Origin of the sequence: Pantoea leporis, assembly GCF_028048155.1 — a bacterium.
Classification (GTDB): domain Bacteria; phylum Pseudomonadota; class Gammaproteobacteria; order Enterobacterales; family Enterobacteriaceae; genus Pantoea; species Pantoea leporis.
In genome coordinates this window covers 92,307-118,821 of record NZ_JALMEU010000008.1, presented here as the reverse complement: position 1 = coordinate 118,821, position 26,515 = coordinate 92,307, and the positions used below count along the sequence as shown (strand labels likewise).

At 54.3% G+C, this 26,515-nt stretch carries 26 protein-coding genes; 13 read left to right on the top strand and 13 right to left on the bottom strand.

Translation table 11 applies throughout. The features are described from left to right. The first annotated feature begins 408 nt into the window (after window positions 1-408). Window positions 409-1,224, top strand: a complete 816-nt coding sequence (locus tag MWH02_RS18235; RefSeq protein WP_271461188.1) for a TIM barrel protein — start codon at window positions 409-411, stop codon at window positions 1,222-1,224. Between the two features lie 214 nt (window positions 1,225-1,438). On the opposite strand, the gene MWH02_RS18230 is transcribed toward MWH02_RS18235, so the two are convergent. Next, entirely contained in the window at window positions 1,439-2,662 is a 1,224-nt protein-coding gene (locus MWH02_RS18230) for an MFS transporter (protein WP_271461187.1), read from the bottom strand. 226 nt (window positions 2,663-2,888) lie between these two features. Between MWH02_RS18230 and MWH02_RS18225 the strand changes: the two genes are divergently transcribed. The 6 genes from MWH02_RS18225 to MWH02_RS18200 all read left to right on the top strand — a co-directional run bounded on the left by MWH02_RS18225 (window position 2,889) and on the right by MWH02_RS18200 (window position 9,048). Next, window positions 2,889-3,602, top strand: a complete 714-nt coding sequence (locus MWH02_RS18225; RefSeq protein ID WP_271461186.1) for an ABC transporter ATP-binding protein — start codon at window positions 2,889-2,891, stop codon at window positions 3,600-3,602. Continuing rightward, entirely contained in the window at window positions 3,580-4,551 is a 972-nt protein-coding gene (locus tag MWH02_RS18220; RefSeq protein WP_271461185.1) for an ABC transporter substrate-binding protein, read from the top strand. Before MWH02_RS18225 ends, MWH02_RS18220 begins: the two co-directional genes overlap by 23 nt. Window positions 4,552-4,554: 3 nt before the next feature. Further along, a complete protein-coding gene (locus MWH02_RS18215) occupies window positions 4,555-6,204 on the top strand; it encodes an ABC transporter permease (protein ID WP_271461184.1) in 1,650 nt (549 codons plus the stop codon). 199 nt (window positions 6,205-6,403) lie between these two features. Next, on the top strand, window positions 6,404-7,078 hold the full coding sequence (locus MWH02_RS18210) for a hypothetical protein (protein WP_271461183.1): 675 nt from the start codon (window positions 6,404-6,406) through the stop codon (window positions 7,076-7,078). 261 nt (window positions 7,079-7,339) lie between these two features. Beyond that, window positions 7,340-7,771, top strand: coding sequence for an Hcp family type VI secretion system effector (locus MWH02_RS18205; RefSeq protein WP_271461214.1), 432 nt, complete (start codon window positions 7,340-7,342; stop codon window positions 7,769-7,771). Window positions 7,772-8,001: 230 nt separating this feature from the next. Then, entirely contained in the window at window positions 8,002-9,048 is a 1,047-nt protein-coding gene (locus MWH02_RS18200; protein ID WP_101762704.1) for an AI-2E family transporter, read from the top strand. A gap of 78 nt (window positions 9,049-9,126) precedes the next feature. Here the strand turns inward: MWH02_RS18200 and MWH02_RS18195 are convergent, their stop codons facing one another. From MWH02_RS18195 to MWH02_RS18185, 3 genes are read right to left on the bottom strand one after another with little or no spacing between them, the layout of a single operon-like run. Beyond that, window positions 9,127-9,327 carry a hypothetical protein gene (locus MWH02_RS18195; protein ID WP_271461182.1) on the bottom strand — a complete coding sequence of 67 codons (201 nt, stop codon included), beginning with the start codon at window positions 9,325-9,327 and terminating at the stop codon, window positions 9,127-9,129. Between the two features lie 4 nt (window positions 9,328-9,331). Beyond that, complete coding sequence (locus MWH02_RS18190) at window positions 9,332-10,075, bottom strand: ABC transporter substrate-binding protein (RefSeq protein WP_271461181.1); 744 nt, start codon at window positions 10,073-10,075, stop codon at window positions 9,332-9,334. 11 nt (window positions 10,076-10,086) lie between these two features. Further along, the gene (locus tag MWH02_RS18185) at window positions 10,087-10,851 is read right to left on the bottom strand and encodes a class II aldolase/adducin family protein (protein ID WP_101762706.1); all 765 of its coding nucleotides are present in this window, start codon (window positions 10,849-10,851) and stop codon (window positions 10,087-10,089) included. Between the two features lie 227 nt (window positions 10,852-11,078). On the opposite strand from MWH02_RS18185, the gene MWH02_RS18180 reads away from it, so the two are divergent. Both MWH02_RS18180 and MWH02_RS18175 read left to right on the top strand, forming a co-directional pair. Next, a complete protein-coding gene (locus MWH02_RS18180; protein WP_101762789.1) occupies window positions 11,079-12,683 on the top strand; it encodes an EAL domain-containing protein in 1,605 nt (534 codons plus the stop codon). Further along, on the top strand, window positions 12,658-13,617 hold the full coding sequence (locus MWH02_RS18175) for a D-2-hydroxyacid dehydrogenase family protein (protein ID WP_271461180.1): 960 nt from the start codon (window positions 12,658-12,660) through the stop codon (window positions 13,615-13,617). The genes MWH02_RS18180 and MWH02_RS18175 overlap by 26 nt, the downstream gene beginning before the upstream one ends. On the opposite strand, the gene MWH02_RS18170 is transcribed toward MWH02_RS18175, so the two are convergent. The 3 genes from MWH02_RS18170 to MWH02_RS18160 all read right to left on the bottom strand — a co-directional run bounded on the left by MWH02_RS18170 (window position 13,585) and on the right by MWH02_RS18160 (window position 15,463). Beyond that, on the bottom strand, window positions 13,585-14,088 hold the full coding sequence (locus MWH02_RS18170; protein ID WP_271461179.1) for a hypothetical protein: 504 nt from the start codon (window positions 14,086-14,088) through the stop codon (window positions 13,585-13,587). The two genes, MWH02_RS18175 and MWH02_RS18170, sit on opposite strands and share 33 nt — an antisense overlap. Window positions 14,089-14,199: 111 nt before the next feature. Then, window positions 14,200-14,670 carry a hypothetical protein gene (locus MWH02_RS18165; RefSeq protein WP_101762709.1) on the bottom strand — a complete coding sequence of 157 codons (471 nt, stop codon included), beginning with the start codon at window positions 14,668-14,670 and terminating at the stop codon, window positions 14,200-14,202. Beyond that, a complete protein-coding gene (locus tag MWH02_RS18160) occupies window positions 14,663-15,463 on the bottom strand; it encodes a hypothetical protein (RefSeq protein WP_110867651.1) in 801 nt (266 codons plus the stop codon). The genes MWH02_RS18165 and MWH02_RS18160 overlap by 8 nt, the downstream gene beginning before the upstream one ends. Before the next feature lie 360 nt (window positions 15,464-15,823). Here MWH02_RS18160 and proP point away from each other — a divergent pair, with 360 nt between their 5' ends. From proP to MWH02_RS18145, 3 genes are all read left to right on the top strand, one after another. Continuing rightward, on the top strand, window positions 15,824-17,329 hold the full coding sequence (gene proP / locus MWH02_RS18155; protein WP_101762711.1) for a glycine betaine/L-proline transporter ProP: 1,506 nt from the start codon (window positions 15,824-15,826) through the stop codon (window positions 17,327-17,329). 116 nt (window positions 17,330-17,445) lie between these two features. Further along, window positions 17,446-18,423: a porphobilinogen synthase gene (gene hemB, locus MWH02_RS18150; RefSeq protein WP_101762712.1), complete on the top strand. Its 978-nt coding sequence runs from the start codon at window positions 17,446-17,448 to the stop codon at window positions 18,421-18,423. 109 nt (window positions 18,424-18,532) lie between these two features. Further along, window positions 18,533-19,504 carry a GGDEF domain-containing protein gene (locus tag MWH02_RS18145; protein ID WP_222235061.1) on the top strand — a complete coding sequence of 324 codons (972 nt, stop codon included), beginning with the start codon at window positions 18,533-18,535 and terminating at the stop codon, window positions 19,502-19,504. Window positions 19,505-19,534: 30 nt separating this feature from the next. On the opposite strand, the gene MWH02_RS18140 is transcribed toward MWH02_RS18145, so the two are convergent. Beyond that, complete coding sequence (locus MWH02_RS18140) at window positions 19,535-20,557, bottom strand: alpha/beta fold hydrolase (protein ID WP_101762714.1); 1,023 nt, start codon at window positions 20,555-20,557, stop codon at window positions 19,535-19,537. 317 nt (window positions 20,558-20,874) lie between these two features. Between MWH02_RS18140 and MWH02_RS18135 the strand changes: the two genes are divergently transcribed. After that, the gene (locus MWH02_RS18135; RefSeq protein WP_271461213.1) at window positions 20,875-21,366 is read left to right on the top strand and encodes a helix-turn-helix domain-containing protein; all 492 of its coding nucleotides are present in this window, start codon (window positions 20,875-20,877) and stop codon (window positions 21,364-21,366) included. A gap of 110 nt (window positions 21,367-21,476) precedes the next feature. Here MWH02_RS18135 and yfaU read toward each other — a convergent pair whose 3' ends face one another. From yfaU to MWH02_RS18110, 5 genes are all read right to left on the bottom strand, one after another. Next, complete coding sequence (gene yfaU, locus MWH02_RS18130; protein ID WP_101762716.1) at window positions 21,477-22,277, bottom strand: 2-keto-3-deoxy-L-rhamnonate aldolase; 801 nt, start codon at window positions 22,275-22,277, stop codon at window positions 21,477-21,479. Window positions 22,278-22,290: 13 nt separating this feature from the next. Beyond that, the gene (locus MWH02_RS18125; protein WP_271461178.1) at window positions 22,291-23,577 is read right to left on the bottom strand and encodes an MFS transporter; all 1,287 of its coding nucleotides are present in this window, start codon (window positions 23,575-23,577) and stop codon (window positions 22,291-22,293) included. Between the two features lie 47 nt (window positions 23,578-23,624). Next, window positions 23,625-24,827 (bottom strand): L-rhamnonate dehydratase, encoded by a 1,203-nt coding sequence (gene rhmD / locus MWH02_RS18120; RefSeq protein WP_192236950.1) that lies wholly within the window; start codon window positions 24,825-24,827, stop codon window positions 23,625-23,627. 13 nt (window positions 24,828-24,840) lie between these two features. After that, window positions 24,841-25,623 carry an IclR family transcriptional regulator gene (locus tag MWH02_RS18115; protein ID WP_101762719.1) on the bottom strand — a complete coding sequence of 261 codons (783 nt, stop codon included), beginning with the start codon at window positions 25,621-25,623 and terminating at the stop codon, window positions 24,841-24,843. A 265-nt stretch (window positions 25,624-25,888) separates the two neighbouring features. Further along, window positions 25,889-26,338, bottom strand: coding sequence for a DUF1640 domain-containing protein (locus tag MWH02_RS18110; protein ID WP_271461177.1), 450 nt, complete (start codon window positions 26,336-26,338; stop codon window positions 25,889-25,891). Window positions 26,339-26,515: the final 177 nt, after the last annotated feature.

The following is a 26,515-nucleotide window of genomic DNA, read 5'->3' as shown; positions in this document are numbered from 1 at the left end:
TGTGAAGTTCCCTGCAGATAGCCCGTTCGAACCGCGACGCTGCGTGTGCAGGCAATACTTAAAGCGTGCTATGAAGCTATCGTAATGAAATGAATTTTTCAAATACTTCTTTTTAGAAAATTTCCTTTTAGCGGCATGGATCGCATTTTTTCCGCCTGCGCTGACAGCCGGGTGTAAATCAGCCCGTAGCGCTGCACTGCTGGTGCTAAAGGCTCGCCAAACCGCTCTGCCGCTAAGCCGTTGCCCGCACCGAATTTATGTCTGAAATCCAGCTTCCCCATGCAACGCGAAACGAAATATGAAATTTTTGCGAGGCAGATCCAATATCTGATATTTCATAATTCAATAATAATGAAATAAATGTTCTCTTTGCAGCACCTAATCCGTATCCGTTTACAGGAGCCGCACATGGCCATCGATCCGACCCGTTTCTGTATTAACCGTAAAATTGCGCCCAGGCTAACGCTGGAAGCCTTCTTTCAGCTGGTGCAACGCCTGGGATTGAGCAAGGTTGAACTGCGTAATGACATGCAGAGCGGCAAGGTAACCGATGATCTCAGCGCGGCGCAGCTGCGCGCGCTAGCGGATAATTACCACATTGAAATCGTGACGATTAACGCGCTCTATCCGTTTAACCGTGCCGATGAGTCGCTGCTGGCTAAAGCCGACGCGCTGCTACAGGAAGCTCAGGCCATCGGCGCAAAAGCGCTGGTGATGTGTCCGCTCAATGAAGGAGTTGAGATTTCGCCCCAGCAGACGCTGGAAGCGCTGCAGGTACTGGCGCCGCGCTTTGAAAAGTATGGCATTCAGGGGCTGGTTGAACCGCTGGGCTTCCCGGTCAGCTCGCTGCGCTCGGCGGTGCAGACGCAGCAACTGATTCAGCAAGCAAAAGTCCCGTTCAAGGTGCTGCTTGATACCTTCCATCATCACCTGTATGAGAACGCCGAAAACGAGTTCCCGCAGGAGATTGATATCAACCATATTGGTCTGGTGCATTTATCCGGCGTGGAAGATACCCGCCCAACGGCGCAACTGACCGATGAACAACGCATCATGCTTAGCGACCGCGATGTGCTGAACAGCGTGGCGCAGGTGAAACGTCTGGAGATGTTGGGCTATAAAGGCATTTACGCATTTGAGCCGTTTGCCTCATCGCTGGAGACGTGGAATACCGCTGAGATTGAACGCCAAATTCGCTACAGCATCGAGTTGCTGCAAGCCTGAAAACGAACCCTTATCTGTGTCTAATGACACATTTTGTTAGTGTTGGCCTCGGTCGGAGGCCTTTTTTTCATACCCGTCATATTTTAAGCCATAGCTGCGTTGGCTGCCCGTGCTCACCCCAGTCACTTACGGGCGTAAGCTCCTGGGGATTCTCACGCTTGCCGCCTTGCTCTGACTTAAACTATTTAGGGTATGCCTGAGTTCAATAGCAAAATTATGCGTTCTCTTTAACCTCCCCCATCGGCTCTTCCGGCATCTGCTTAATCATGCGCAGCGTGCAGAACAGCGCTAAACACACCAGCAGTGCGGTGAGGAAATAGACCAGCGACACGCCGGCATAACTCATGATGAAACCGGCGATCGGCCCGGTGATGCCCAGCGATAAATCCATAAACGCGGTATAGGTGGCGAGCGCGCTGCCCTGATTCTGCTGCGGCACCACTTTCACCGCCACCACGCCAATCGCCGGGAATACCAGCGAGAAACCCGCGCCGGTGAGGAACGCGCCCATCTTCGCCATCCACGGGTCGAATGAACCGGCCACCAGAAACAGGCCCATCGCTTCTACCGCAAAGCAGATACTCGCCACGCGCAAACCACCGAGCTTGTTGATGGCATTCGGAAACAGCAGACGCGTGCCGACGAACGCGGCGCTGAACATGGTCAACGCGAAGGCGGCGCCATCCCAACCTTTATCCTGATAAAACAGCGTGATAAAGGTGGCGATCACGCCAAATCCGGCGGAACCCATCGCCAGAATCAGGCCGAAACCGTACACCTTGCTCAGCACGTCACGGAACGGCAGCGGCTTGGCTTTGCTGCCTTTCACCGGTGCACGCGGCAGCGCCAGCGCAATTGCCAGTAAACAAATGGCAATGATGATGCTGGAGAGCAGCAGCAAGCCGCCGCTGCGGAAAATCACCACGCCGAGCGGCGCACCAATCGCCATCGCGCCATAAGTGACAATGCCGTTCCACGAAATCACCCGGCCAATATGCAGCGAACCGACGCGCGCCACGCCCCACAGTGACGTACCGGTGCCGGAAAAACTCTGTCCGATGCCGAGAATCACGCGCCCCAGACACAGCAGCACCAGGCTCAGCACGCCCTGCCCATCGCTGAGCGCCGACAGCAAAATACAGATGCCGCTCAGCAAGCATCCCACCAGCCCCAGCACCACCACTTTTTTCGGCCCCCACAGATCGGCATAGCGTCCCGCGTGTGGGCGACTGAGCAGCGTGGCGATGTATTGCAGGCTGATCACCAATCCGGCCCAGAAGGCGTTGTAGCCCAGTCCATCATGGACAAAACCGGGCAGCACCGCCAGCGGCAAGCCGATGGTGAGATAGCTGGCAAAGTTGAACTTCACGATGGAAAGGATCAGTAAATTGAGGCGAAAACGACCGTGTTCAGGTGCGGCGGCAGGCGAGTCAGGCATGAGTGATTGCGCTCGTGGGTGACGGAATTTTTATAACAAGAGGATAACTATACGCCATTTGGTTTTATCCGCATCAGTGAAATGCCCAGTTTTATGGTCATCATTTCGTCATATCGCGCTCGTAGACTCGCCCCCAATCAAATCCCAAAGAGGATAACAATCTGATGACGCCCCTGATTTCTCAGGCGCGCGTGCGTAACGCTCACGCCTTCGCGCGAGGTGGCCGATGACGCATGCCGCGCTGCCTATTGAATTGAAAAATCTCAGATGGTCGGTGGATAACCTGACTATTCTGCACGATCTCTCCCTGACCATTCCCGCAGGCGAAATTCTGGCGCTGCTCGGCCCGAGCGGCTGTGGCAAAAGCACGCTGCTGAAACTGCTGGCGGGTTTGTTGCAGCCCACCGCCGGCGAACTGTGGATCGGCCAACGCTGCGTGGCATCGCCGCACCACTGCGATGCGCCGGAAAAACGTAACCTTGGCATGGTGTTTCAGGATTACGCGCTGTGGCCGCACATGTCGGTGGCGCAAAACGTCGCCTTTCCGCTGCGTATGCGCGGCATGAAAAAAGCCGCCGCGCGGCAACAGGCCGATGCCGCACTGGCGCAGGTGGGCCTTGAGGATTTTGGCGATCGCAAACCGGCGCTGCTTTCAGGCGGCCAGCAGCAGCGCGTGGCGCTGGCGCGTGCGCTGGTGGCGAAACCGGCCATTCTGCTGTTCGACGAACCGCTCTCCAACCTCGACCGCGACCTGCGTGAAACTCTGGTTCACACCATGGCGGATTTGCTGCGCGCGGCGCGCATCACCGCTGTTTACGTTACGCACGATCGCGACGAAGCCAGCACGCTGGCCGACCGCATCATTCACCTGGCGCAGGGCCAGATTGTTTCCGTTACTCACCTCTCAGGGGACTGCAATGCCATCTCTCAAGTCAGTTAAAACAGGAGCCATCAGCGCGATGATGTTGACTTCCGCCATCATGATCAACGACGCCCAGGCGCTGACTGTATACACCGCCGGTCCGGGTTCGCTGTCGAAAAGTCTTGCCGCCGGATTTGAAAAACAGACCGGCATCAAAGTGAATATTTTCCAGGCCACCACCGGCAAAGTGATGGCGCGTCTGGAAGCGGAACAGGCCAATCCGCAAGCCGACGTGCTGATCTCGGCTTCGTGGGATACCGCCGAAGATCTGCAACAGCGCGGCTGGCTGCTGCCGTTCAACAGCGCCAACGCGGCGAAGGTGCCGGATCAGTTCAAAACCGCCAACTATGTCGCGCAAGGCATTTCCGCGCTCGGCATCGTGTGGAATACGCAAAGCAACACGCCAGAGCCGAAAACCTGGCAGGATCTCACCGCGCCCGCCTTCAAAGATAACGTCACCACGCCGGATCCGGCGCTGTCTGGCGCGTCACTCGATCTGCTGATTGGCCTGCAAAACAGCGAAGGCGAAAAAGCCTGGCAGCTGTTTGACCAGCTGAAAGCCAACGGCATGGTGATGAGCGGCCCCAACGCGCAGGCGGTGACGCCGGTGCTGCAAGGCGCGAAAGCGGCGGTGTTTGGCGCGGTCGATTACGTCACCTATAACAACATCGCGCAGGGCGAGAGCGTGAAGGTGATCTTCCCGGAAAACGGTACCGTGGTCGCACCGCGTCCGATGATGATCCTGAAAAGCAGCCAACACGCAGATGATGCGAAGAAATTCGTCGATTACGTGCTGTCGGATGAAGGTCAGGAGCAAGTAGCGAAAGCCTGGCTGATGCCGGCGCGTACCGATATCAAAGCGCAACGTCCGCTATTCACTGAGATCAAGCTGTTACCGACTAATCAGGATGGCAGCAGCGAACGTTCGGCGGTGCTGAAGCGCTTTGGCGCACTTTTCGGACAGTAAGCGATGTCGCGTGCCCTGAATGGCGTGATTCTGCTGGCGTTATTGCTGCTGGTGGCGCTGCCGCTGCTGTTTATCGTGCTGCAAGCGCTGTTTCCCTACTTCGGCGAAGGTAGCTGGCGCGGTGTCTTTAGCGCTTTCCCGGCGCTACTGGACGATCCGCAGCTGACATCGATGTGGCTGGGCACGCTGAAAATCGGCGGCGGCGTGGCGCTGTGCAGTTTGCTGCTGGGCTTACCGCTCGGCGTACTGCGCGGCCTGTTCCGCCTGCCGGGCGCGGCGTTGTGGGATCTGCTGTTTCTGATCCCCTTTCTGACGCCGCCCTATATTGTGGCGCTGTCATGGACGCTGGCGCTGCAACGCAACGGCTATATCGAACAACTCACTGGCATCAACTTCGACAGCCTGCTGTTTAGCAGCAGCGGCATGATTGGCGTGATGACGCTGAACATCTTCCCGGTGGTCTATTTCGCGGTGTCGCGTTCGCTGCTGGCCAGCGGGCAACGTCTTGCCTGGGTGGCGCGCGTGCATGGCGCATCGGCGTGGCGCGGCTTCTGGCACATCACCTTGCCGCTCACCTTACCGGCACTGGCGGGTGGCGTGCTGCTGGCGTTTACGCTGGCGATTGAGGAGTACGGCGTGCCTGCGGCGCTCGGTGCGCAGGCGAAGCTGACGCTGATGACCGTCGGTATTGAAACCAAACTCGCCGACTGGCCGATCGATCTGCCTGGCGCAGCGTCGCTGTCACTGATGCTGAGCCTGATGGCGCTCACGGCGTGGCTGCTGCAGCGCAAACTGACCGGCAGCAGCGATGTGACGGCGGTTGGTGGCAAACCGGTGAGTCAGGAACTGGCGCATGCGGGACGCTTACAAATCTTAATGCTGCTGCCGTTTGCTGTCACCGTGCTGCTGGCGGTGGTGCTGCCGCTCGGCGCGATGACCCTGAGCGGCTTGCTGAATACGCTCTCCGGCGGATTACATCTGAGTAATCTGACGCTGCGCCACTTCGGCGCGCTGTTCAGCCAGCAAGGCGATGCGCTGGCGGCCTTCTCCACCAGCATTGGCCTGGCGCTCGGCGCGGCGCTGCTGACCGGCGCGCTGGGTTTTCTGATCGCCTGGCGCTTATCAGAAGGGAAAACCCGTTTGCTGGCAATGATGGATGGCCTGGCGCTGCTGCCTGCGGCGATGCCCGGCGTGGTGGTGGGCGTGGGGTTGATTCTGCTGTGGAACCGCGGTTTCTGGCCGGTTTCGCCCTACAACACGATGTTTATTCTGCTGCTGTCGTACAGCTGTTTGCTGCTGCCGTGGCCGGTGCGTTATGTCAGTAGCGCGCTGCGCCAGCTGGCACCCACGCTGCAACCGGCGGCGCGCGTGCACGGCGCATCACGTGTGCAGGCGCTGCGTCTGATTGTGCTGCCGCTAGTCGCGCCCAGCTTGCTGGCGGCGATGATGATGGTGTTTGCCGTAGCGTCGCGCGAGCTGGTGACATCGCTGCTGCTGGCTCCGGCAGGCACGCAAACCGTGGCGATCTTTATCTGGCGTCAGTTCGAACAGGGCTCGGTGGGACAAGGTATGGCGATGGCCACGCTGACGCTTTGCGCCAGTTTGAGTTTGATGTTGGCGGCCACGGTGCTAATGCGGCGTCATGAAAAATAGTCATACATACCGTAGCGGCGTGATTCATCACGCATAAATATGACATTGATGATTAACATTATTTAAGCCGTGATTATGGGTTTAACTGTCATCTTATCCACATATTTTAAAACCCATGTCCATGCCGCATTGACCTTACATTTTAAATGGTTAAATTATAGTTTCGATTAGGGATGATTTCTAACCGTAAGGAAACGGCATGTATCACAGTGATTTGATACTCAAGGGCATCAAAGCCGATGAGTTGATGGCGTCACAGCTTGAAAAAGCTCTTATAGGTGTAAAAGACCAGGTACTTCAGCAAGCCAGTAAAATTGGCGACGGAGCAACACGCTTGGTGTATTACACATCTTGCTTCACCGATAACTATCAAGATGTCTGTGCAAAGCTAAAAGAAGAAGACTTGCGCTTCCTGGATGGCATTGCCGAAGTGGTCAAAAGACGTGACATTATCTTTAGGCTGGTTCACATCTATTTTGAAGGAATTTTCAGATTCAAAACACGCGAACAACTTTCAGCAATCAATTCCGGTTTATTAAAAGCAGGCGTGATCATCTCCTCTAACACACTAAACAACCAGACTTTTGTCATTGGAATAACAACAGCTGTTTGCCTTGGCATAGGCTTTAACTCATCCATCGTCGCCTGGACAGGAAAGACCGCCGCACTAACTGTTACCGGGCTAGGGCTATACGGCATCGTACAACAAGCTGCTGATAGTGCTGAAAGGCTTAGGCTGCAAGCGCCGATGTATTATCAAGCCCTGCATATGCAAAGGCTCGAAATGATGTATTTCCTCATCGAGCCGACTTTTATGAAAGCTCAAGCATTTGAGAGTGACATTACCAACGCAATAATTAACATGGTGAAGTAGGCATGCGTAATTTTCTAAAACAATGGTTAAAAGCGCAGGCATCATATTTCTTTTGGGGCTACGTTCCGCTTGTTTTAATTATTACTTTCGGTGTTTTTGCAGTAACGTACTTTCGCCCCTACGCACTTCAGGCCATAGGGGTTTTGATAATCATTACCTTTGCGTTTGTTGTCTGGTTTAACCGCCCTCGTTAAAATTAAAAGGAACTTAACTATGTCTACTCCAGCTCATTAATGGCTAACAGATGAAAACGGATCCCCTATCGTGGGTGGATGCCTGATGCCTACACGACTCGGCTCAATTGAAATGCGCACTCTAACGCATAACATATCGGTTCCAGCCGACAGACATACCGGAAAGTTAACAGCAGCAAGAATCCATGCCCCAATAGTTTTCCAGAAAGAATTTGACCAGACGACGCCATTATTATTTCGCGCGTTGTGTCAGGGCAGAATGTTTAAATCAGCCACCATAAAAATGTATAGAATTAATGAGGCAGGAATTGAAACAGAATACTTTAACATTGTTCTTGAAAACGTAAAAATAACCAGCATTACTCCATCACTCGTACCAGCAGGCATAGCAAGCACACATATGGAAAATGTCGAGATTCGTTATGAAACTATTATGTGGAAATACGTAGATGGAAATATTCAGTTTAAAGATGGTTGGAATGAACGAATGATCGCTTAATAAAATAGCTAACACCTTACCTTGCTCGCTGTTTGTCTGTGCCGATGTTTAAATAAGTATTGATGTCGGCACGGTAAGCCGAGGTGTGAAAATTCCACAGCTACCGCTTGACGTTCATGCAGGTAGCTACGGATGTTGCGTGTTGTAAAAATTTCTCTTTATCTTAAAAAACAGATGGTTAATTTCCATCAACTACACTCTCCTGAGCAAAAACCGTCTCAGGAGAGAGAATGAATAACCTGCTTCAGGAAAAAATTGGCCAGAACATCCTGGTAAAACTGGCGATGCTGGTGATTATTCTGGCGGGCATTCGCGCCGCCTCGGACATTCTGGTGCCCTTCTTACTCGCCAGCTTTTTAGCTATTGTGCTCAATCCGCTGGTTACGATGCTAATGCGACGCGGCGTCAAACGTGGCCTGGCGATTACGCTGGTGATCACCGTGATTTTTATCGTCGTGCTGTTACTCATTGCTGTACTCGCCAGCTCGGCCAGTGATTTCAGTGATACCTATCCGCAAATCCGCGCCATGCTGGAGCAGAAACTGGCGGTGGTGCAACATTTTGCCGCGCGTTTTCATATCAACATCTCTACCGAAGCGCTGGCTGCGCGCCTCGATCCCAACGTGGTGATGGACATGGCCACATCGGTGCTGAAACAGCTGTCCGGCGCGATGACCAACGTCCTGCTGCTGATCCTCACCGTGGTGTTTATGCTGTTTGAAGTGCGTCATCTGCCGTACAAGATGCGCAATGCGATGGTTAATCCACAAATCCGCATCGCCGGTCTGCACCGTGCGCTGAAAGGTGTGACGCACTATCTGGCACTGAAAACCCTGGTGAGTTTGATTACCGGCGTGGCCGTTTGGCTGTCGCTGCTGCTGCTCGGCGTGAAGTTCGCGCTGTTCTGGGGCGTGGTGGCGTTCATCCTTAATTTCATCCCCAACATTGGCCCGATCATCGCCGGTATTCCGCCATTTATTCAGGCGCTGGTGTTAAATGATATTTATGACGCCATGCTGGTGGCGGCGCTGTTCAGCGCGATTCATATGGTGTTCGGCAACATGCTGGAGCCAAGATTGATGGGGCGCGGGCTGGGACTCTCGACGCTAGTGGTGTTTCTGTCGTTGATTTTCTGGGGCTGGCTGCTGGGTCCGGTCGGCATGTTGCTGTCGGTGCCGCTCACCAGCGTGACCAAGATTTTGATGGAAACCACGCCGGGCGGAAGCCGATTGGCGATTATGTTGGGTAATGGACGGCCAGGCAAACGGGCGCGTTAAGGCTCTTTTACTCAAGGTCGCGCAATAAATTGCGCCGCTACGGTTCAGTTCACGTTGTCGTAGCGGCGTGATTTTACGTTATTGCGTTTGAAACACGCTGTTGTCGGTAATCGCCTGTACATCAACTTTGTTTGGCAGGATATTCAACTCGCTAAACAAGTCCGACACCTTCTGCACCTTTGCCACATCATCCGGCGTCACGCCACGTACGCCATGGGAAATACGCGCAGTAATCTGCTGCGCGTCCGCCGGTTGCAGGCGCGTTAACTGCGCATACACCTCGTTATACTGCTGCGGATGCGCCAGCGCCCACTCGCGCTTTGGCCAGACGATGGGTGAAATCGGCAATCGCCGCGCGCTTCGCGGGATCGTCGAGCGAGCTTTGCGTGGCGGTGACAAACGACAGCGCGGTTGTCAGCCCTTTGCCGTCACGCAGCAGACGCGCGCCATGCTTTTCCGCAATACCTAAATAGGGATCGAAGGTTGCCCATGCGGCAATCTGCCCGGAGTTAAACGCCGCGCTGGCGTCGGTTGGCAACACAAAACGCACCGGCACCGTATCACGTGGCACTTTCGCCTCTTCCAACGCCTCATACAGCAAGTGCTGCGAGATACTGCCGCGCGCCGACGAGACAACAACCTGCTTGCCAGCCAAATCTTTCACGCTGTGGATCGGCGAATCGGCAGGGACGATCAGCCCGTTTGAACCGGCGTCACCGACGTTGGTGGCGATGATCTTCAGCGGCACGCCGCCCGATGCCGCCATCAGCACCGGCAAATCGCCGGCGTACGAGGTATCGACCGCACCCGCACGCTGCGCTTCAAACAGCGGCGCCGCGCCCTGGAAATTCGCCCAGCGATAGTGATAAGGCGCGTCTTTCATGACATCTGCCGCTTCGATCAGCGAACGCAGATTGCGTGCCTGATCGCCCAGCACCAGCGTGACTTTACTCAAATCAGGCGCGGCCTGACTGCCAAACGCCGCGCACAGCAGCAGCGCAGAAACTACCGGTTTTAGCCATTTCATCGGGGAGATTCTCAGAGTGCGTTGCGGTTGAGCTGGCGGATGTAAGCATCCCAGTGCAGCTGATATTTGCGATTGCGGATGCTGTTATCAAACGCCTGCGCGGCTTTCTCGGAAACGGCGTCCGGCAGAATGATCAGATCCGCGCCACCCGACTGTGCCGCCAACTGTGCCTGACAGGCGCGCTCGAGGTAATAGAGGTTGTAGAAAGCTTCTTCAATGCTACCGCCGCTGGTCAGCAGGCCGTGATTGCGCAGGATCAGCGCATTAAGATCGCCGAGATCGGCAACGATGCGCTGCTGCTCGTCGAGATCCAGCGCGATACCTTCGTAATCGTGATAGCCGAGGCGATTATGGAAACGCGTGCTGTGTTGCGAAATCATCAGCAGGCCGTTTCGCTGCGCCGAAACGCCAATGCCGGCCGCGGTGTGCGTATGCAGCACCGCATGGGCATCTGGCCGCGCGCGGTGAATCGCACTGTGAATAACAAACCCGGCAAGGTTAATTCCCAGCCCGGTTGGGTCGTCAATAATATTGCCGTCGATGTCGATTTTAACCAGCGTTTCCGCCTGGATTTCATCGAAGGTTTGCCCGAAAGCGTTGATAAGAAAGTGCGGCTGATCGCCCGGTACGCGCAGGGAAAAATGGGTGTAAATATGGTCGGTCCAGCGTAGCTTCGCCGCCAGATGATAAGCCTGCGCCAGTTTGATGCGCGCCTGCCATTCGCCTTCGCTGATGCGCTGCCGTAATGATGTGACATCCAGGGTTTCCGTGCTCATTTCCGCTCCTCATTTCAGGTCAATGTGCTTACCTAACATCGTGGCATAGCGTTTTTGCCGCTGGGAAATGCCAATAACGGCAAAACAATGTCATTAAACGCAAAGTGAGATTGATCATTGACCTGTATCAGACCGGTTTATTCTTGAATCGCTACCCTACACAGCCCTGTGAAAATGGTATGCTGCTGACGCCGCAAGCGCAGCTTAAACCGACTGAGGATTGTCTGGTGCCACTGAAAAAACGACATCACGATTTTGATTGGGTCTTAATCGTTTGTGCCGGGTTGCTGCCATTGGTGCTCGGCATCCTTTGTACGGCCATCGAAGCGCGCCACACCGTCAGCCAACAGCAGATCTCAACCGCCAATACCTTGATTACTCAGGCTGAAAAGATGAGTGACAACGCCTGGGATATGATCACTGAGATGCGCCAGTATCAGTACCAGCCTTGTGCACAAATCGAAGATCAGCTGCAGCGCGCCGGTACGCTCAATCCCTATTTTCGATCCATTGGTATGCTGAAAGGCAATGACATCATTTGCTCGTCCGCCTTTGGCCTGCGACATGGCACCCTGACCGAGATGATGATGCAGCCGCCGCCGATAACCGGCAAAGCCTGGTGGAGCATTTCGGTGCACGGAACGGTTGGCGTGCCGAATCGTCCGGCGGTGGTGTTTATGCGTCAGCTTCCCGATACCAGCGGTTTTTGGGCGGTCATCGACGGCCAATATTTGATGGATTTCATGAACGCCATTGGCGGTTCACGCGGTTACCACATGAGCCTGCAATTTAGCGGTGGCGCAGTGATCGCCAGCGGACCGGCTGACATGCAGCCAAAGCTGTATATGAAAAGTGAATCTTTTCAGGCCGACTCCAGCCGCTATCCCATCACTGTTAATGTAACCGTTCCGGCTTCTGAGCTGCTCAAAGCCTGGCGTCAGGCGCTGTTCATCTTCCTGCCGATGGCGGCGATTTTCTCGATTTTGCTGATGATCCTCACCGCCAATTGGCTGCGTCGTCGTATTTCCTGGCACGATGAGATTGGTCGCGCTATCCGCGCCCGCCAGTTCTCAGTGCATTATCAGCCGGTTTACAGCAATACCTTGCACGCCTGCGCCGGTGTTGAAGCCTTACTGCGCTGGCAACGGCCCAACGGCGTGATGATTCGTCCGGATATCTTTATCAGCGCCGCTGAAGCCGAAGGGATGATTGTGCCGTTGACGCAGCATCTGCTGGAGTTGATGGCCGAAGATATTCAGAGCTGGCAGGTCGAGCCCGGATTTCACCTCGGGCTGAATCTGGCGGCGGAGCATCTGCAGCATGACGATTTCGTGGCCGATATTGAATTGTTTGCTGAGCGCATCAAAGATAAACAGCTGTGCATCACGCTGGAGCTGACCGAACGCAGCCTGATTGAAGAGGGTGAAAAGGTGGCGTGTAAACTGCGTCATTTGCGCGCGCAGGGCATGAAGGTGGCGATTGATGATTTCGGTACCGGCCACTGTTCACTGACCTACCTGCTCACCTTCCCGCTGGACTACCTGAAAATCGATCGCGGCTTTATCAATGCCATTGAAGGCCTCGATGTAGAAACACCGGTGCTGGATGCGATTATTAATCTGTGCCACAAGCTGGAACTGGATGTGCTGGGCGAAGGCGTCGAGACCGCAACACAATTTGAGTACCTGCGGCAGCGTGGTGTGATATTTATTCAGGGCTACTATTATGCCCGTCCGCTGGATAATGACCGGCTGCGTGCCTGGCTCAGCGAGCAAGGGCACAAGCCACTTCTCGTTGAGGAACATTATGAGCCTGAACTGCATCATTCTTGATGACTACCAGAACGTCGCCCAGTCGCTTGCCGATTGGGCGTCTCTCGCCCCGCTGGTGCACACCACTTCCCTGACTGAACATTTCGCCGACCAGGATGAATTGGTTAAGCGCATCGCGCACGCCGATATTTTGGTGGTTATGCGCGAACGCACGCCGCTCAGCGCCGAGCTGATTGGCCGCTTGCCCAATCTGAAAATGGTAGTCACTTCCGGCATGCGTAATGCCTCCATCGATTTACATGCCTGCGCGGAACGCTATATCGCGGTGTGCGGTACCGCCAGCAGCAGCGCGGCACCGCTGGAACTGACGTGGGGATTGTTGCTGGGATTGGCGCGCCATATCGTGCCGGAGAATCAGGCGCTGCGCAGCAACGGCGCGTGGCAGCACACCGTTGGCATGAGCCTGCAGGGCAAAACGCTGGGATTACTTGGATTGGGTAAAATCGGCGGCGAGATGGCAAAAGTGGCGCAGGCGTTTGGGATGCGCGTGTGTGCGTGGAGCCAGAATTTAACCGCCGAACGTGCCGCCGAGTGTGGCGCAGAACGTTCGCCATCGCTGGCTGCGCTGCTCAGTAGCAGCGATGTGGTGTCCATTCATCTGGTATTGAGCGAGCGCTCACGCCATTTAATTGATGCAGCGGCGCTGACGCAGATGAAGCCCGGCGCGCTGCTGATTAACACATCGCGCGCCGGCATTGTCGATCAACAGGCGATGATCGCCGCGCTGCAATCGGGTCAGTTAGCCGGTGCGGGATTAGATGTGTTTGAACAGGAGCCGCTGCCCGCCGATCATCCGCTGCGTCAGCTGCCGAACGTGCTGGCGACGCCGCATCTCGGCTATGTCGCCGACAGCAATTATCGCACCTACTTCACGCAGGCGGTGGAAGATATTCAGGGATGGTTAACGGGTGCGCCGCTGCGCTCGCTGCTCTGAACGGCCTGCGCGCCGTTTTTCCGCAATGCGCAGCGCCACTTCAAGGCTGTCTTCCGCCAGCTCGCCATTCGGCACATCGCGCTGGGCATTGAGACGTTGATTAATGCGCTCCAGCGTCGGCGTTAACTGCCCCACCAACTGCTGATATTCATCAAGCTGCGTGATGGGTTGGTTACATGCGATGCTGGTTTGCGTCAACCGTTGCAGCTGACGTAAGCTCTCGGTCGCCTGGCGGGAGAGTAATCCGGCCTGACGCCAGCTTTTCAGGCGTTGCAGCAGTTCATCGGGTTGTTGCGCCAATAATGCCAGCTGCGCATCGGTTCGTTCGCCACAGTTAATCCACGCCACCGAGCTAATGGAAACGGCAGTCGTACGCTGTGCCGCAGGCACAAGATTGATAAGATTGCTTTCTACACTGTCGCTCATCGACAGCCAGGGATTCTTAAAAGACTGGGCGTTTATCCTCGACATGAACACTCCACCAAAGCACGGCGGCAGAGTATTACCCAATGTTTTGGAGCTGGCAAGCAGAGGTTACCGCCTCGCTTAATGGTAAGTTTTTCTTATTTATGTGCGCATCAATCAGGTATGGCAATAAAGCCGCGGCATACCAGAATAATTGATTATTTGATCGCCATTGGGGAGTTGATACATCTGATAATAATCACTGTGGGATTCTCGCGCCGAGGTGAAAAGTATCTGCGCAGCGAGTGGCTCGGGCACCGTATCATCGGCCATCGCCTGCACTTTACGGGTATTCACCAGCATAAAATCGCCCTGACGATGCCAGCTACTGACAGAAACGCGATTTAAGCGATATTGGCGATCCGGCAATGTTACCGTGCCGATTAGCGTTGATGCGCCGCTACCATCCGCTTTAAAACGTGTGCGTACCGTCGCATCCAGCGTACCCGTTGGCTTCCCTTCATTATCAATGCGATAGGGAACATCACACCATTCGGGTACCACAACGGTTGGGCGGACCAACAGAACCCACGCCCAGGGAAGAATGAACGCAATAATAACAACCAATGTGAGTAGTGACTTACGCATCAGGTAGCTCCTGATTAGATATCAACCATGAAATACATCCATTATTCTTTTGCTCGATGGGTTGGAGGCAAAGGAAAGCACTGCTGAAGGCACGAATGCGTGAACGGTTGATGTACAGCAACGGCGGGACTGAGCCATCCGGCAGGCGCGGTTTTAACTCGCGGAATCGGCGCATAGCATCCTGAACGACAAAAGAATCGGCAGAAAGTCTTTCATTGATAAAGACCTGCGTCTGCGCTTCCTGACCATAAAATTTAAATTGCATGCCATCATGTTCGGTTGGCGCAAACTCCTGACGGATAATCAGTGCCAGCGCCACATTTAGCAGTAATAATCCCGCCAGCACGCCACGCCACAGCCAGGATTTTTTCTTCACGGCGACCGCTTTCACAGCAGGTTCGGGCTGCACCGTGACCGGCTTTTCAGCTTCAGCAGCAGGCGTAGCGACCTCACTGAAGGATTCGACATCGACCTGCTCGGCCAGCACGCAGCCAATCAGCGGCACCTGATGTACCAATGCACCTGGCGCGTGCGCCTGCTGCGCCAGACGATTGATCTCAGCAATGGTCAACGTTAAGCGATCGGCAAAGGGGATCTCAGAAGGTTCGCGCTGAAACAGCACATGCAATGCCTGATTACGCACCAGCTTGCCTTGGGCATTGAGCACGCGACGTAATACCGCGCTTTGCAGCGGACTTAATGCCACGCGTTGAGCGGGAGAATTGAGTGGATAAAACACCTGTTGGTCGGCATCAAAACAGAGACTTTTGGCAAATAAAACAAAGCGCGCCATATGAAACCTGATTTCCAAAAAAGCAACTCACGCAAGTATATGTAGTTTCGCGAGATGGCGCACGCTTACTGCAAATCGCTGCGTGAAATTGTGGCCTTTTTTCGACGCGTTTTAAGCGCTAACAGGCCACAGCATTAGCTAAAAAATAGCCAGTTAATGGTGAGAACATGACAAATATCACACAAAATCGGTATACTCTGTCGCGGTTGGCAATCATTACTTTCCTAATAATTGCCCGGCAGGGCAGGGAAAAAGCGTTATTTCCCCGCTATGCTTTAATTTTCTCAACGCCGCGGACTGTTGGCATTGTTTGAGTCCGCAGCGTTGAGGATTTTTCGAATTCCAATACAGGGTATCTGCATGAAACTACGTAGGAAGCGTGTAAAACCTATCGGGATTGATGATGTCACCATTATCGATGACTCCCGTTTACGTAAAGCCATTACCGCGGCTTCGCTGGGCAACGCGATGGAATGGTTTGATTTTGGTGTTTATGGCTTTGTGGCTTACGCGCTGGGTAAGGTGTTCTTCCCGGATGCTTCTCCAAGTGTACAGATGATTGCTGCACTGGGTACGTTCTCAGTTCCGTTCCTGATTCGTCCACTCGGTGGTTTGTTCTTCGGCATGTTGGGCGATAAATATGGTCGCCAGAAAATCCTTTCTATTACCATCGTTATCATGTCGATCAGTACCTTCTGTATCGGCTTGATACCGTCCTATGCCTCAATTGGTATTTGGGCACCGATTCTGCTGCTGTTGGCAAAAATGGCGCAGGGCTTCTCGGTCGGCGGTGAATATACCGGTGCATCGATCTTCGTTGCCGAGTACTCGCCTGACCGCAAGCGCGGCTTTATGGGCAGCTGGCTTGATTTCGGCTCCATCGCCGGTTTTGTGCTCGGTGCGGGCGTCGTGGTGCTGATCTCCACCATTATCGGTGAAGAGAAATTCCTCGAGTGGGGCTGGCGTATTCCTTTCTTTATTGCGCTGCCGCTCGGCATTATCGGTTTGTATCTGCGTCATGCCCTGGAAGAAACGCCGGCGTTCCAGCAACACGTTGACAAGCTGGAACAAGGCGACCGTGAAGGTCTGCGCGACGGCCCGAAAGTGTCGTTTAAAGAGATCGCGACCAAACACTGGAAAAGCCTGTTGGCCTGTATCGGTCTGGTGATTGCCACCAACGTGACCTACTACATGCTGCTGACCTACATGCCGAGTTACCTGTCACATAACCTGCACTACTCGGAAGATCACGGCGTGTTGATCATCATCGCCATTATGATGGGTATGTTGTTTGTGCAGCCAGTAATGGGCATGCTGAGTGACCGCTTTGGCCGTCGTCCATTTGTCATCATCGGCAGTATCGCCCTGTTTGCCTTCGCGATTCCGGCCTTCATGCTGATTAACAGTGGCGTGCTGGGTCTGATTTTTGCCGGTCTGTTGCTGATGGCTGTGATCTTAAACGCCTTTACCGGTGTAATGGCATCCTCGCTACCTGCGATGTTCCCAACCCACATTCGCTACAGCGCATTGGCAAGTGCCTTCAATATTTCGGTGCTGATTGCCGGTCTAACACCGACATTCGCCGCTTATCTAGTGGAAGCCACCAACAATCTGTATATGCCGGCATACTACCTGATGGTTGTCGCGGTGATTGGTTTGATTACCGGTATCTTCATGAAAGAGACCGCCAACAAGCCGCTGCGCGGTGCTACGCCAGCCGCGTCGGACATGGATGAAGCACGTGAAATCCTGCAGGAGCATCACGACAACATCGAGCAGAAAATCGAAGATATTGATGACGAGATCGCCAAGCTTGAGGCGAAACGTAAAAACCTGGTGCAGCAGCATCCGGACATCAACGAGTAATCTTCCCTACTCCCGCCGCCCGGCGGGAGTTTTCGTTTCCGCACACAATCCTTCATGCGCAGCCGCGAAAAGGGGTAAACTATTGCCACTTTTTTAACCTGCATAAGTTGTAGAGCATGTCTGAATTTAATCTGATCCAGCGCCCAAGAAGGCTGCGCAAAAGCGCGTCAATGCGCGAAATGTTCCAGGAATCTCACCTCAGCATCAACGATTTGGCACTGCCGATTTTCGTTGAAGAAGGCGTGGACGATTATGTGCCCATTAACGCCATGCCGGGCGTGGTGCGTATCCCCGAGAAACGTTTAGCTTATGAGATTGAACGTATTGCCAAAGCGGGCATTCGTTCAGTGATGACCTTCGGTATTTCCCACCACACCGACGCCACCGGCAGCGATGCCTGGAATGAAAACGGTTTAGTGGCGCGTATGTCGCGTATCTGCAAAGACACAGTGCCAGAAATGATCGTGATGTCTGATACCTGCTTCTGCGAATACACCAGCCACGGCCATTGCGGCGTGCTGTGCGATCACGGCGTCGATAACGACCAAACGCTGATCAACCTCGGCAAGCAAGCCGTGGTTGCGGCACAAGCCGGCGCAGACTTTATCGCTCCTTCTGCCGCGATGGATGGCCAGGTGAAAGCCATTCGCCAGGCGCTCGACGCCGCTGGCTTCACCGATACCGCCATCATGTCTTATTCGACGAAGTTCGCGTCTTCCTTCTACGGCCCGTTCCGTGAAGCCGCAGGCACCGCGCTGAAAGGCGATCGTAAGACTTACCAGATGAATCCGATGAACCGCCGTGAAGCGCTGCGCGAGTCGCTGCTTGATGAAGCGGAAGGTGCAGATTCTCTGATGGTAAAACCGGCTGGCGCTTACCTCGATATCCTGCGCGATATCCGCGAACGCACCACGCTGCCGCTCGCTGCGTACCAGGTGAGCGGTGAGTACGCGATGATCAAATTCGCCGCGCAGGCGGGTGCCATCGACGAACGTAATGTGGTTCTGGAGAGCCTTGGCGCGATTAAACGTGCCGGCGCGGATCTCATTTTCAGCTATTTTGCCCTTGATCTCGCTGAGCAAAAAGTGCTCTGATTATCGTTACGCCTGGCATCGGACATCGCATACCGTTGCCAGGCGCTTTCAGCCTTTGTGGCTTAAATACCAGTGTTTCTGTAATTCCATAATTAATAAGAGTAACGCGATGAAAGCACCTGCACTGCCTGCGGACGAGTCACATCGTCTGGCCCAGTTACGTGCGCTCAACATTCTGCACACGCCAGCAGAAGAGCGTTTCGACCGTTTAACCCGCCTTGCCCGTCGTTTGTTTGGTGTACCCGTTGCGCTGGTCAGCCTGCTGGAAGAGGACCATCAGTGGTTCAAATCCACTGCGGGTTCAAGCGATATCACCGCACCGCGCAATACCTCTTTCTGTGGCCACGCCGTGCTGCAGGATGATGTGATGGTGGTAGAAAACGCGCTTGATGACGAGCGCTTCTTCGATAATCCACTGGTTAAAAATGCCGAAAATCCGGTGCGTTTCTACGCCGGTTGCCCATTGCGCACGCCGGCTGGTGCGAAAGTCGGCACCTTGTGCATTATCGATCATCATGCGCGCCAGTTCGATGCGGATGATATCCATACATTGCGTGATTTAGCCGCAATGGCGGAAGCGGAGCTGGTGGCGTTTCAGACCGCAACATCCGATGAACTGACGCAAATCACCAACCGCCGTGGCTTTATGACGCTCGGCCAGCTGGCGCTGAATGAGTGCCAGTTGAAGCAGTTACCGGCCAGCCTGACTTTCCTCGATCTCGATCGCTTTAAAGCCATTAACGATACGCTCGGTCATCGCGAAGGCGACCGCGCATTAATGGACTTTGCCAACGCCATGAAGGTGAGTTTTCGCCATGCGGATATCTTTGCTCGTTTGGGCGGCGACGAATTTGTGGTGCTGTTTAATGGCTTGCAGCAAGCCGATGCCGAAGGTGTGTTGGCGCGCTTTGATGGTTTCCTGCAACAGCAAACCCAGAACCTCGAGCGCCGCTACGCTCTGCACTTCTCATCGGGCATTGTTGAGTTCGATCCCGATCATCCGCAGTCGCTGGAACAGCTGCTGGAAGGTAGCGACGAACGGATGTACGCCGCTAAGAACGGGAAAAAGAAGTTGAGTTGATGTTGGTCGCCGTGAATGGCGACCCTGCAATTAATGACCCACTAAATCCGTGATCAATGCCTGATTAAACGTCTGCGGTTCTTCCATCTGCGGCGCGTGCCCCATGCCCGGGAATTCGATTAAGCGTGCGCCGGGAATCAGTTGCGCCACCTGCTTACCCAATACATTGTAATGCCCGAGTTTTGCTTTCACTTCCGGCGGCGCGATATCACTGCCAATCGCCGTGGTATCTGCGGTGCCAATCATCAACGTGGTCGGCACGCGTAGATCTTTAAACTCGTAATACACCGGCTGAGTGAAAATCATGTCGTAGATGAGCGCCGAGTTCCACGCCACTTTCTTGTGGCCTGGCCCACTATTTAGCCCAGCCAGCATATCGACCCATTTGTCATACTCCGGCTTCCACTGGCCGCTGTAATATGTCTGCTGTTCATATTTCTTGATGCCCGCCGCATCCAGCTTGAGTTCACGCTGATACCACTGATCCACCGAGCGCCACGGCGCGCCTTTGGCTTTCCAGTCTTCTAAGCCGATGGGATTGACCAGCACCAGCTTCTGCGTTTGTCTGGGATACATCAGCGCATAACGCGTCGCCAGCATGCCGCCGGTCGAGTGCCCAACCATAATGGCGTTGTCGATACCCAGTTGCTGCAACAGTTGATGGGTGTTCTGTGCCAGTTGCTGGAAGGTGTATTGATAGTTAGCTGGTTTAGTTGAGCTGCAGAAGCCAATCTGATCTGGCGCGATGACGCGATAACCTTTCTGGCTCAGCGCTTTGATGGTGTCATCCCAGGTTGCGCCACAGAAGTTCTTGCCGTGCATCAGCACCACGGTTTCACCGTTGGCCTGCTGCGTAGGTTTGACATCCATATAACCCATACTCAGCGCTTGCTGCTGCGAGGAGAAGTTAAAGTGCTGCAGCGGATAGGGATAGTTAAAGCCTTCGAGCTGTTCACCATACACATTGGCGGCGAGCGCCGGAGCAACAGCGCCTAACGCCACTGATGCCAGAATCACGGCAAGTGACTGTTTTGGTTTGAAACGAAAACCCATTAGGTGATTCCTCAACAGTGAAAACCTTCAGTGTGGCACGTTAATCCGCGTTAAGTATTGATGAGGTGTGCCGCCAGAAAGCACACCTTTTACTATTAAGCGCCGCGAAGCGATGAAAAATTTGAGTTAATAATAACGCCCGTTATTACGATAAATACTCAACACCATCACAACAAGAAAACCTGTAAATTCACGAAAACCGAGACCGGTCTTGATGACAAATATTAAAACAGCCAAATAACCAGAAAACTTTACATTAATTGCAGATTGGAAAGATTAATTAAATTACACTCTGCCACTGTTAATGGAGGACTATGATGACACAGCAAAAATATAATGAAGGGGTAATTGATTCGGTAACCGAATGGATTATGGCTAACCTGGATCAACGTTTAACGATTGATGATATTGCACTGAAGTCTGGCTATTCGAAATGGTATTTACAGAAACTCTTCGCCCGTTATCACAATGAGACGCTGGCACGCTACATCCGAAAAAAGAAACTGGTTCATTGCATTAATGACTTAAAAGACAGCAACGTGCCAATTATCAGCCTGGCAGTGAAATATCATTTTGAAAGCCAGCAATCTTTCACGCGCTCATTTAAACATGTGCTGGGCTGCACGCCTCTTTATTGCCGTAAGCGCCAGATGGATGAGGAAACCAAACTTGCAATGCGTGAAAGTAGCGATCCCTGTGTGCTTTGCCGTCAGGCGGGATTTGACGCCACGGAACGCAATAAAGCAATTATCACGCCCGCGGTACGTAACGATAAATATATACCGCGAATTGGTTGTGCGATGCGTTGATAAATAATTGACTCTTTTTTTGGCGCCATTTGACGCCAACAGACTTCTTCATTCCAATTCATGAACGCTTTAATTGAATAGAAACGGATGGTATGCCATCCGTTTCTCAATTAGTAACTCGATTTATTCAGCGCATTTACGCTCTTTTTAAAATGCGCGAGCCGATTATCCAGCGCATCGGTATACAGCATGGTATCCACACCGACGGCAACGAAATTAGCTCCCCAACGAATAGCGCGTTCCGCCATCTCCAGATTAACCGCCAGAAAACCGGCCGCTTTTCCTGCGCTGCGGATGCGTTTGATACTCTGCTCAATCACTTTCTGCACTTCAGGATGCCCGGCATTATCGGGATAGCCCAATGAGGCTGACAAATCAGCCGGACCAATAAAGATTCCGTCAACGCCCTCAACCTCCAGCAACGCATCGAGATTATCAATCGCCGTTTTGCTTTCGGCCTGAATCAGCAGGCATAACTCTTCATTGGCGCGCGCCATATAATTTTCCACGCGCCCCCAACGTGCCGCCCGCGCCACGCCTGCGCCGACGCCGCGCGTGCCGTAAGGCGGATAGCGCGTCGCCTTCACCAGCGCCTGTGCCTGCTCAGCGGTATCGATCATCGGCACCAGCAAGGTGCGCGCACCGATATCCAGCACCTGCTTAATCAGTGCGGTCTGGAATTCGATTGGCCGTATCACCGGCTGGCTGCGATAAGGCGCAACGGCCTGCAATTGATGATAGAGATCCTGTACGGTATTCGGGGCGTGTTCGCCATCTATCAATAACCAGTCGTAGCCGCTGGTGGCAGCAATTTCGGCCAGATACGACGATGTGCTGCTCAGCCACAAACCAATCTGCGTTTCGCCTTTCGCCAATCCGGCTTTGAAGGGATTATTTAACGGATCCTGCATAGCTGCTCCTTACTTAATGACTTGGCTGCTGAGAGTGTGGCAACTGACGCTCCACTTTCAGGCTGAGGATAATGAGTGAACCGATGGCGGCAATTAGCGCCAGCGCCAGCAATCCGGCAGCGCTGCTGTTAAAGTGCATTTCGGCATTTACGCGAATCAGCGGCGCCAGGAAGCCACCTACAGCACCAAACAAATTGACGAAGCCGATGCCCGCCGCCAGCGCAGTGCCAGAAAGCAGCTGCGTCGGCATGGTCCAGAACACCGGCTGCACGGCAATAAAACCCACCGCTGCGACGCTAAGCGCAATGATGGCCAACAGCGGCGAAACCAATCCGGACAAACCAATCCCGACGGCAGCAGCCAGCAAGGTGAACGCCGCGACCCGGCGACGCTCGCCGCTGCGGTCGGAATAGCGCGGAATCAGCCAGGTGCCAAACAGCGCGGCCACCCACGGAATGGCCGCCACCAGCGAGGCGAGGAAACCGACTTTGGTGCCCAACAACGCTGCGACCTGAGAAGGCAGGAAGAAAATCAGGCCATAAACTGCTATCTGAATGGTCATATAGATAATGGCGAGCTGCCAGACGCGACCATTGCGCAGCGCATCACGCAGATGTGAAGTCGGCTTCTGCTGCTCTTCGCTCTCCAGCTGACGTTGCAGCGCCTGCTTCTCTTCGGCGCTGAGAAAACGCGCTTTCGCCGGTGTGTCGTCGATATAGCTGAAAGTGAAAACGCCGGCTGCCACCGCCAGTAATCCTTCAATGATAAACATCCAGAACCAGCCGGGATGGCCTAGCACGCCGTGCATTTCCAGCAGTGCGCCAGAGAGCGGTGAACCCAGCGTCAACGCCAGCGGCGCGCCCATGTAGAACAGTCCCATGACGCTAGCGCGCTGCTGTTGCGGGAACCACAGCGAGGTCAGATAAATCATGCCCGGGAAGAAACCCGCCTCAGCGGCGCCGAGCAAGGTACGCACCAGCAGGAATTTGGCTTCGGTATCAGCAAATGCCATCGCCGCCGAAAGTAATCCCCACAGCAGCGTGGTGCCGCCAATCCAGCTGCGCGCGCCAAAGCGTCGCATCAGCAAATTTGCCGGCACGCCAAGCAGCGCGTACACCACAAAGAAGATCCCAGCCCCTAACGCGTAAGCTTCATTACTCAGGCCGGTATCGAGTTGATATGCCTCTTTGGCGAAACCAATGTTGGCGCGATCGAGAAACGCCAGCACGTAGAGCATCAACATGAAAGGAATAAGACGTGTGCGATTCTTTTTAACCGCGCTTAACACCAGATTATCCATGGTAAACCCTCACGCAGGGCTGCGACGCGTCGCCGCAGCCGCTGCGATTAGTGTTGATAAGGACGCTTCAGTCCATCGCGATTCAGTTCCACGCCGAAGCCCGGTTTATCCAGCACCGATTTGTGCATGCGACCGTTAACCGGCACCGGTTCGTTGATCAGCAGCGGATCAAACTGCGGGCGCAGCGTGCTGCAATCCGGGCTGGTCATCAGGAATTCACTGAATGGGCTGTTGGTGAAGGTGATCACCGCGTGATGCGAGTAAACCGAGGAGCCGTGCGGCACCACCAGTTGGCCGCGTGATTTCGCCAGCGCCGCCACTTCCACCAGCGTGGTCAGGCCGCCGCACCAGCCGACATCAGGCTGCAAAATATCGATGCCGGTTTCAGCCAGCGTGCGGAATGATTGCAGCGTGCCGTGATGTTCGCCGCTGGTGATCAACATGCCCTGCGGCGCTTGCTGTTTCAGCTGGGCGTATCCTTCGAACTGCTGCGGCGGCAAACACTCTTCCAGCCACTTGACGTTATAAGGTGCGCAGGCGTGGGCCAGCTTGGTGGCGAAATTGACGTCCTGGCTCATCCAGCAATCAAGCATCAGCCAGAAATCCGGGCCGCAACTTTCGCGATAGTGAGCGATGCGCGCCACCTCTTTACGGATGCCTTCATCGCCATCGTGCGGTCCCCACTGCACCGCCATTTTGCCGCCGATAAAGCCCATCTGCTGCGCCAGATCCGGACGTGCGCCGGTGGCGTAAAACTGCAGTTCATCGCGTACCGCGCCGCCCAGCAGTTTGTACACCGGCAGATCGGTGACTTTGCCGAACAGATCCCATAGCGCCAAATCGACGCACGAAATGGTGTTCATCACCAGGCCGCCCGATCCGGCGTAATACAGGGTGGCGTTCATCATCTGGTCGTGAATCAGTTTGATATCGCTGACGCAGCGTCCTTCAAGGAAGCGGTTGAGATGCTTTTCCACAATGAAGCAGCCCATTTCGCCGCCGGTGGTAATGGCAAAACCGGTTTGACCGTTATCGGCTTCGACTTCGACAATTAGCGTGCCTAACACGTTGATGCCAAAGGATTGACGCGACTGCTCATACTGCTTGTATTTGCTCATGGGCGTGGCGACGTGGTCATCAATCCAGTGATTGGCACCTTGATCGTGGTAATCGCCGCCAGCCGCTGCTTTATCCGCGGTAGCGCCACCGGCAAAGTAGGCGCGGACAGTTTTAATTTTAGGTAGGGACATGCTCTTCTCCTGGTTACGAGGCGTGTTTTTCCGCCGGGCTACGCCAGCCCAGCAGACGGGAAATATCGCGGGCGCAGGCAATCGCCTGGCCAGCAAGGTAATCGCGTTTGTCGTCGTCAATGTCGAGTCGGGTGCCCACCAGCGAAATGGCGGCGACGAGCTGCTGGCGGGCATTGAAAATCGGCGCGGCGACGCAGCGCACATCGGGATAATCTTCACCGTTATCAAAGCTCCAGCCCTGACGGCGAATGCGTGCCAGCTCGGTACGCAGCGCGTCGGCATTGCGCAGCGAGGTTGGCGTCACCGCCACAAAGCGCAGGCCGCTGATGATGCGTTCCTGCTCTTCAGGTTGCTGCCAGGCGAGCAGACACTTGCCAATGCCCGAGCGATAGAGCGACAGGCTTTTGCCTTCGTGCGAGCGCACGCTGATGGTGGCGGCGGATTCGAGTTTGAGGATGTAACAGGCGTGACCACCCTCGAGGATGCCGAGGTGGCACAGCAGATTGGTCTGCTGCATTAAACGTGTCAGAGGTGGACGCGCAATATCGCGGATATCCATGCGCTGCAGTGCATGACCGGCAAACTCCACCAGCCGCGTCCACAGGCAATAGTTGTTGTTGCGATCGATAGTGATCAGACGCTGTTTTTTCAGTTCAGCGAACAGCAGGTAGGCGCTGCTTTTGGGAAGCGCCAGCGTTTCAATGATCTCGGCGGCGCTGCACGGTCCGTGCTGGGCAATAAAGTCGAGAATCGCAATGGCGCGCGTCAGCGCGGGGACAGGCGTAATTTCCAACATGCTGGACTCCAGTCTGATGATCTGGAGCGCAGTGTTGTAGTTTTACTTCGTGATAAGTGTGCGCCGCTTCAAATTACGCAGCGCTGAGCGTGTTTGCTGGCAGCGCGTGTGCGGGAATGTGAATCGCGCCGCGCTGAGAGTACAGCCGACTGTACTCCTGCCGCAGGAGCACAAGATCTAAGAGAAAATGTATTTGATCGCTGCAATGACCATCGTGGTGGTCATCACCATTAGCAAACGTTTGATCCAGCGCATATCGGTTTTTTTAAGCAGAGACATCGGCTTTGATAACTTCAATGTCTTTTTCTATGCGATCAAGGCGAGCTTCGACTCTGGTCAGGCGAACATCGACTGCTTTAATCTCACTACTCAGTCGAACATCCAGATTAGTAAGCCGAACCTCCAGTTCTCGAATAGCAGCACTAAGCCGGTCATCCAGCTCTTTAATCGCACCACTCAGCCGCTTATCCAGTTCTTTAATCGCACCAGTAAGCCGAATATCCAGCTCTCTGATATCGCCGGTAAGTCGAACATCCAGTTCTTTAATGCTCCCTGTAATTCCTTCTCCGGCCTTCATTAAATCAGCACGAGATAACGCATTATCCTGCGGCATCTCAGTAAAGATCTCGACCATGGCTTCGGCCTGCTGGTCGCTGACGCCGGCCAACTGCAGTGCTTTAAAGGCTTTGTGTGTGTTCATCATCGCGAGTGTCATCCGTGAAGCTCCTGAGTTGATGTGAGGCGCGTGCCAACATCATGCTCAGCGAGCGATTGCTGCACCATGTGACTGTGTGTATTTTGCGCGGCGCTGCGAAAAATATCAATTAGTACAACAAGTAACGTGCAAGCGGATGCGGAGCGTCTCGCAAAATTGGCGTCAGATTCTGCTGCG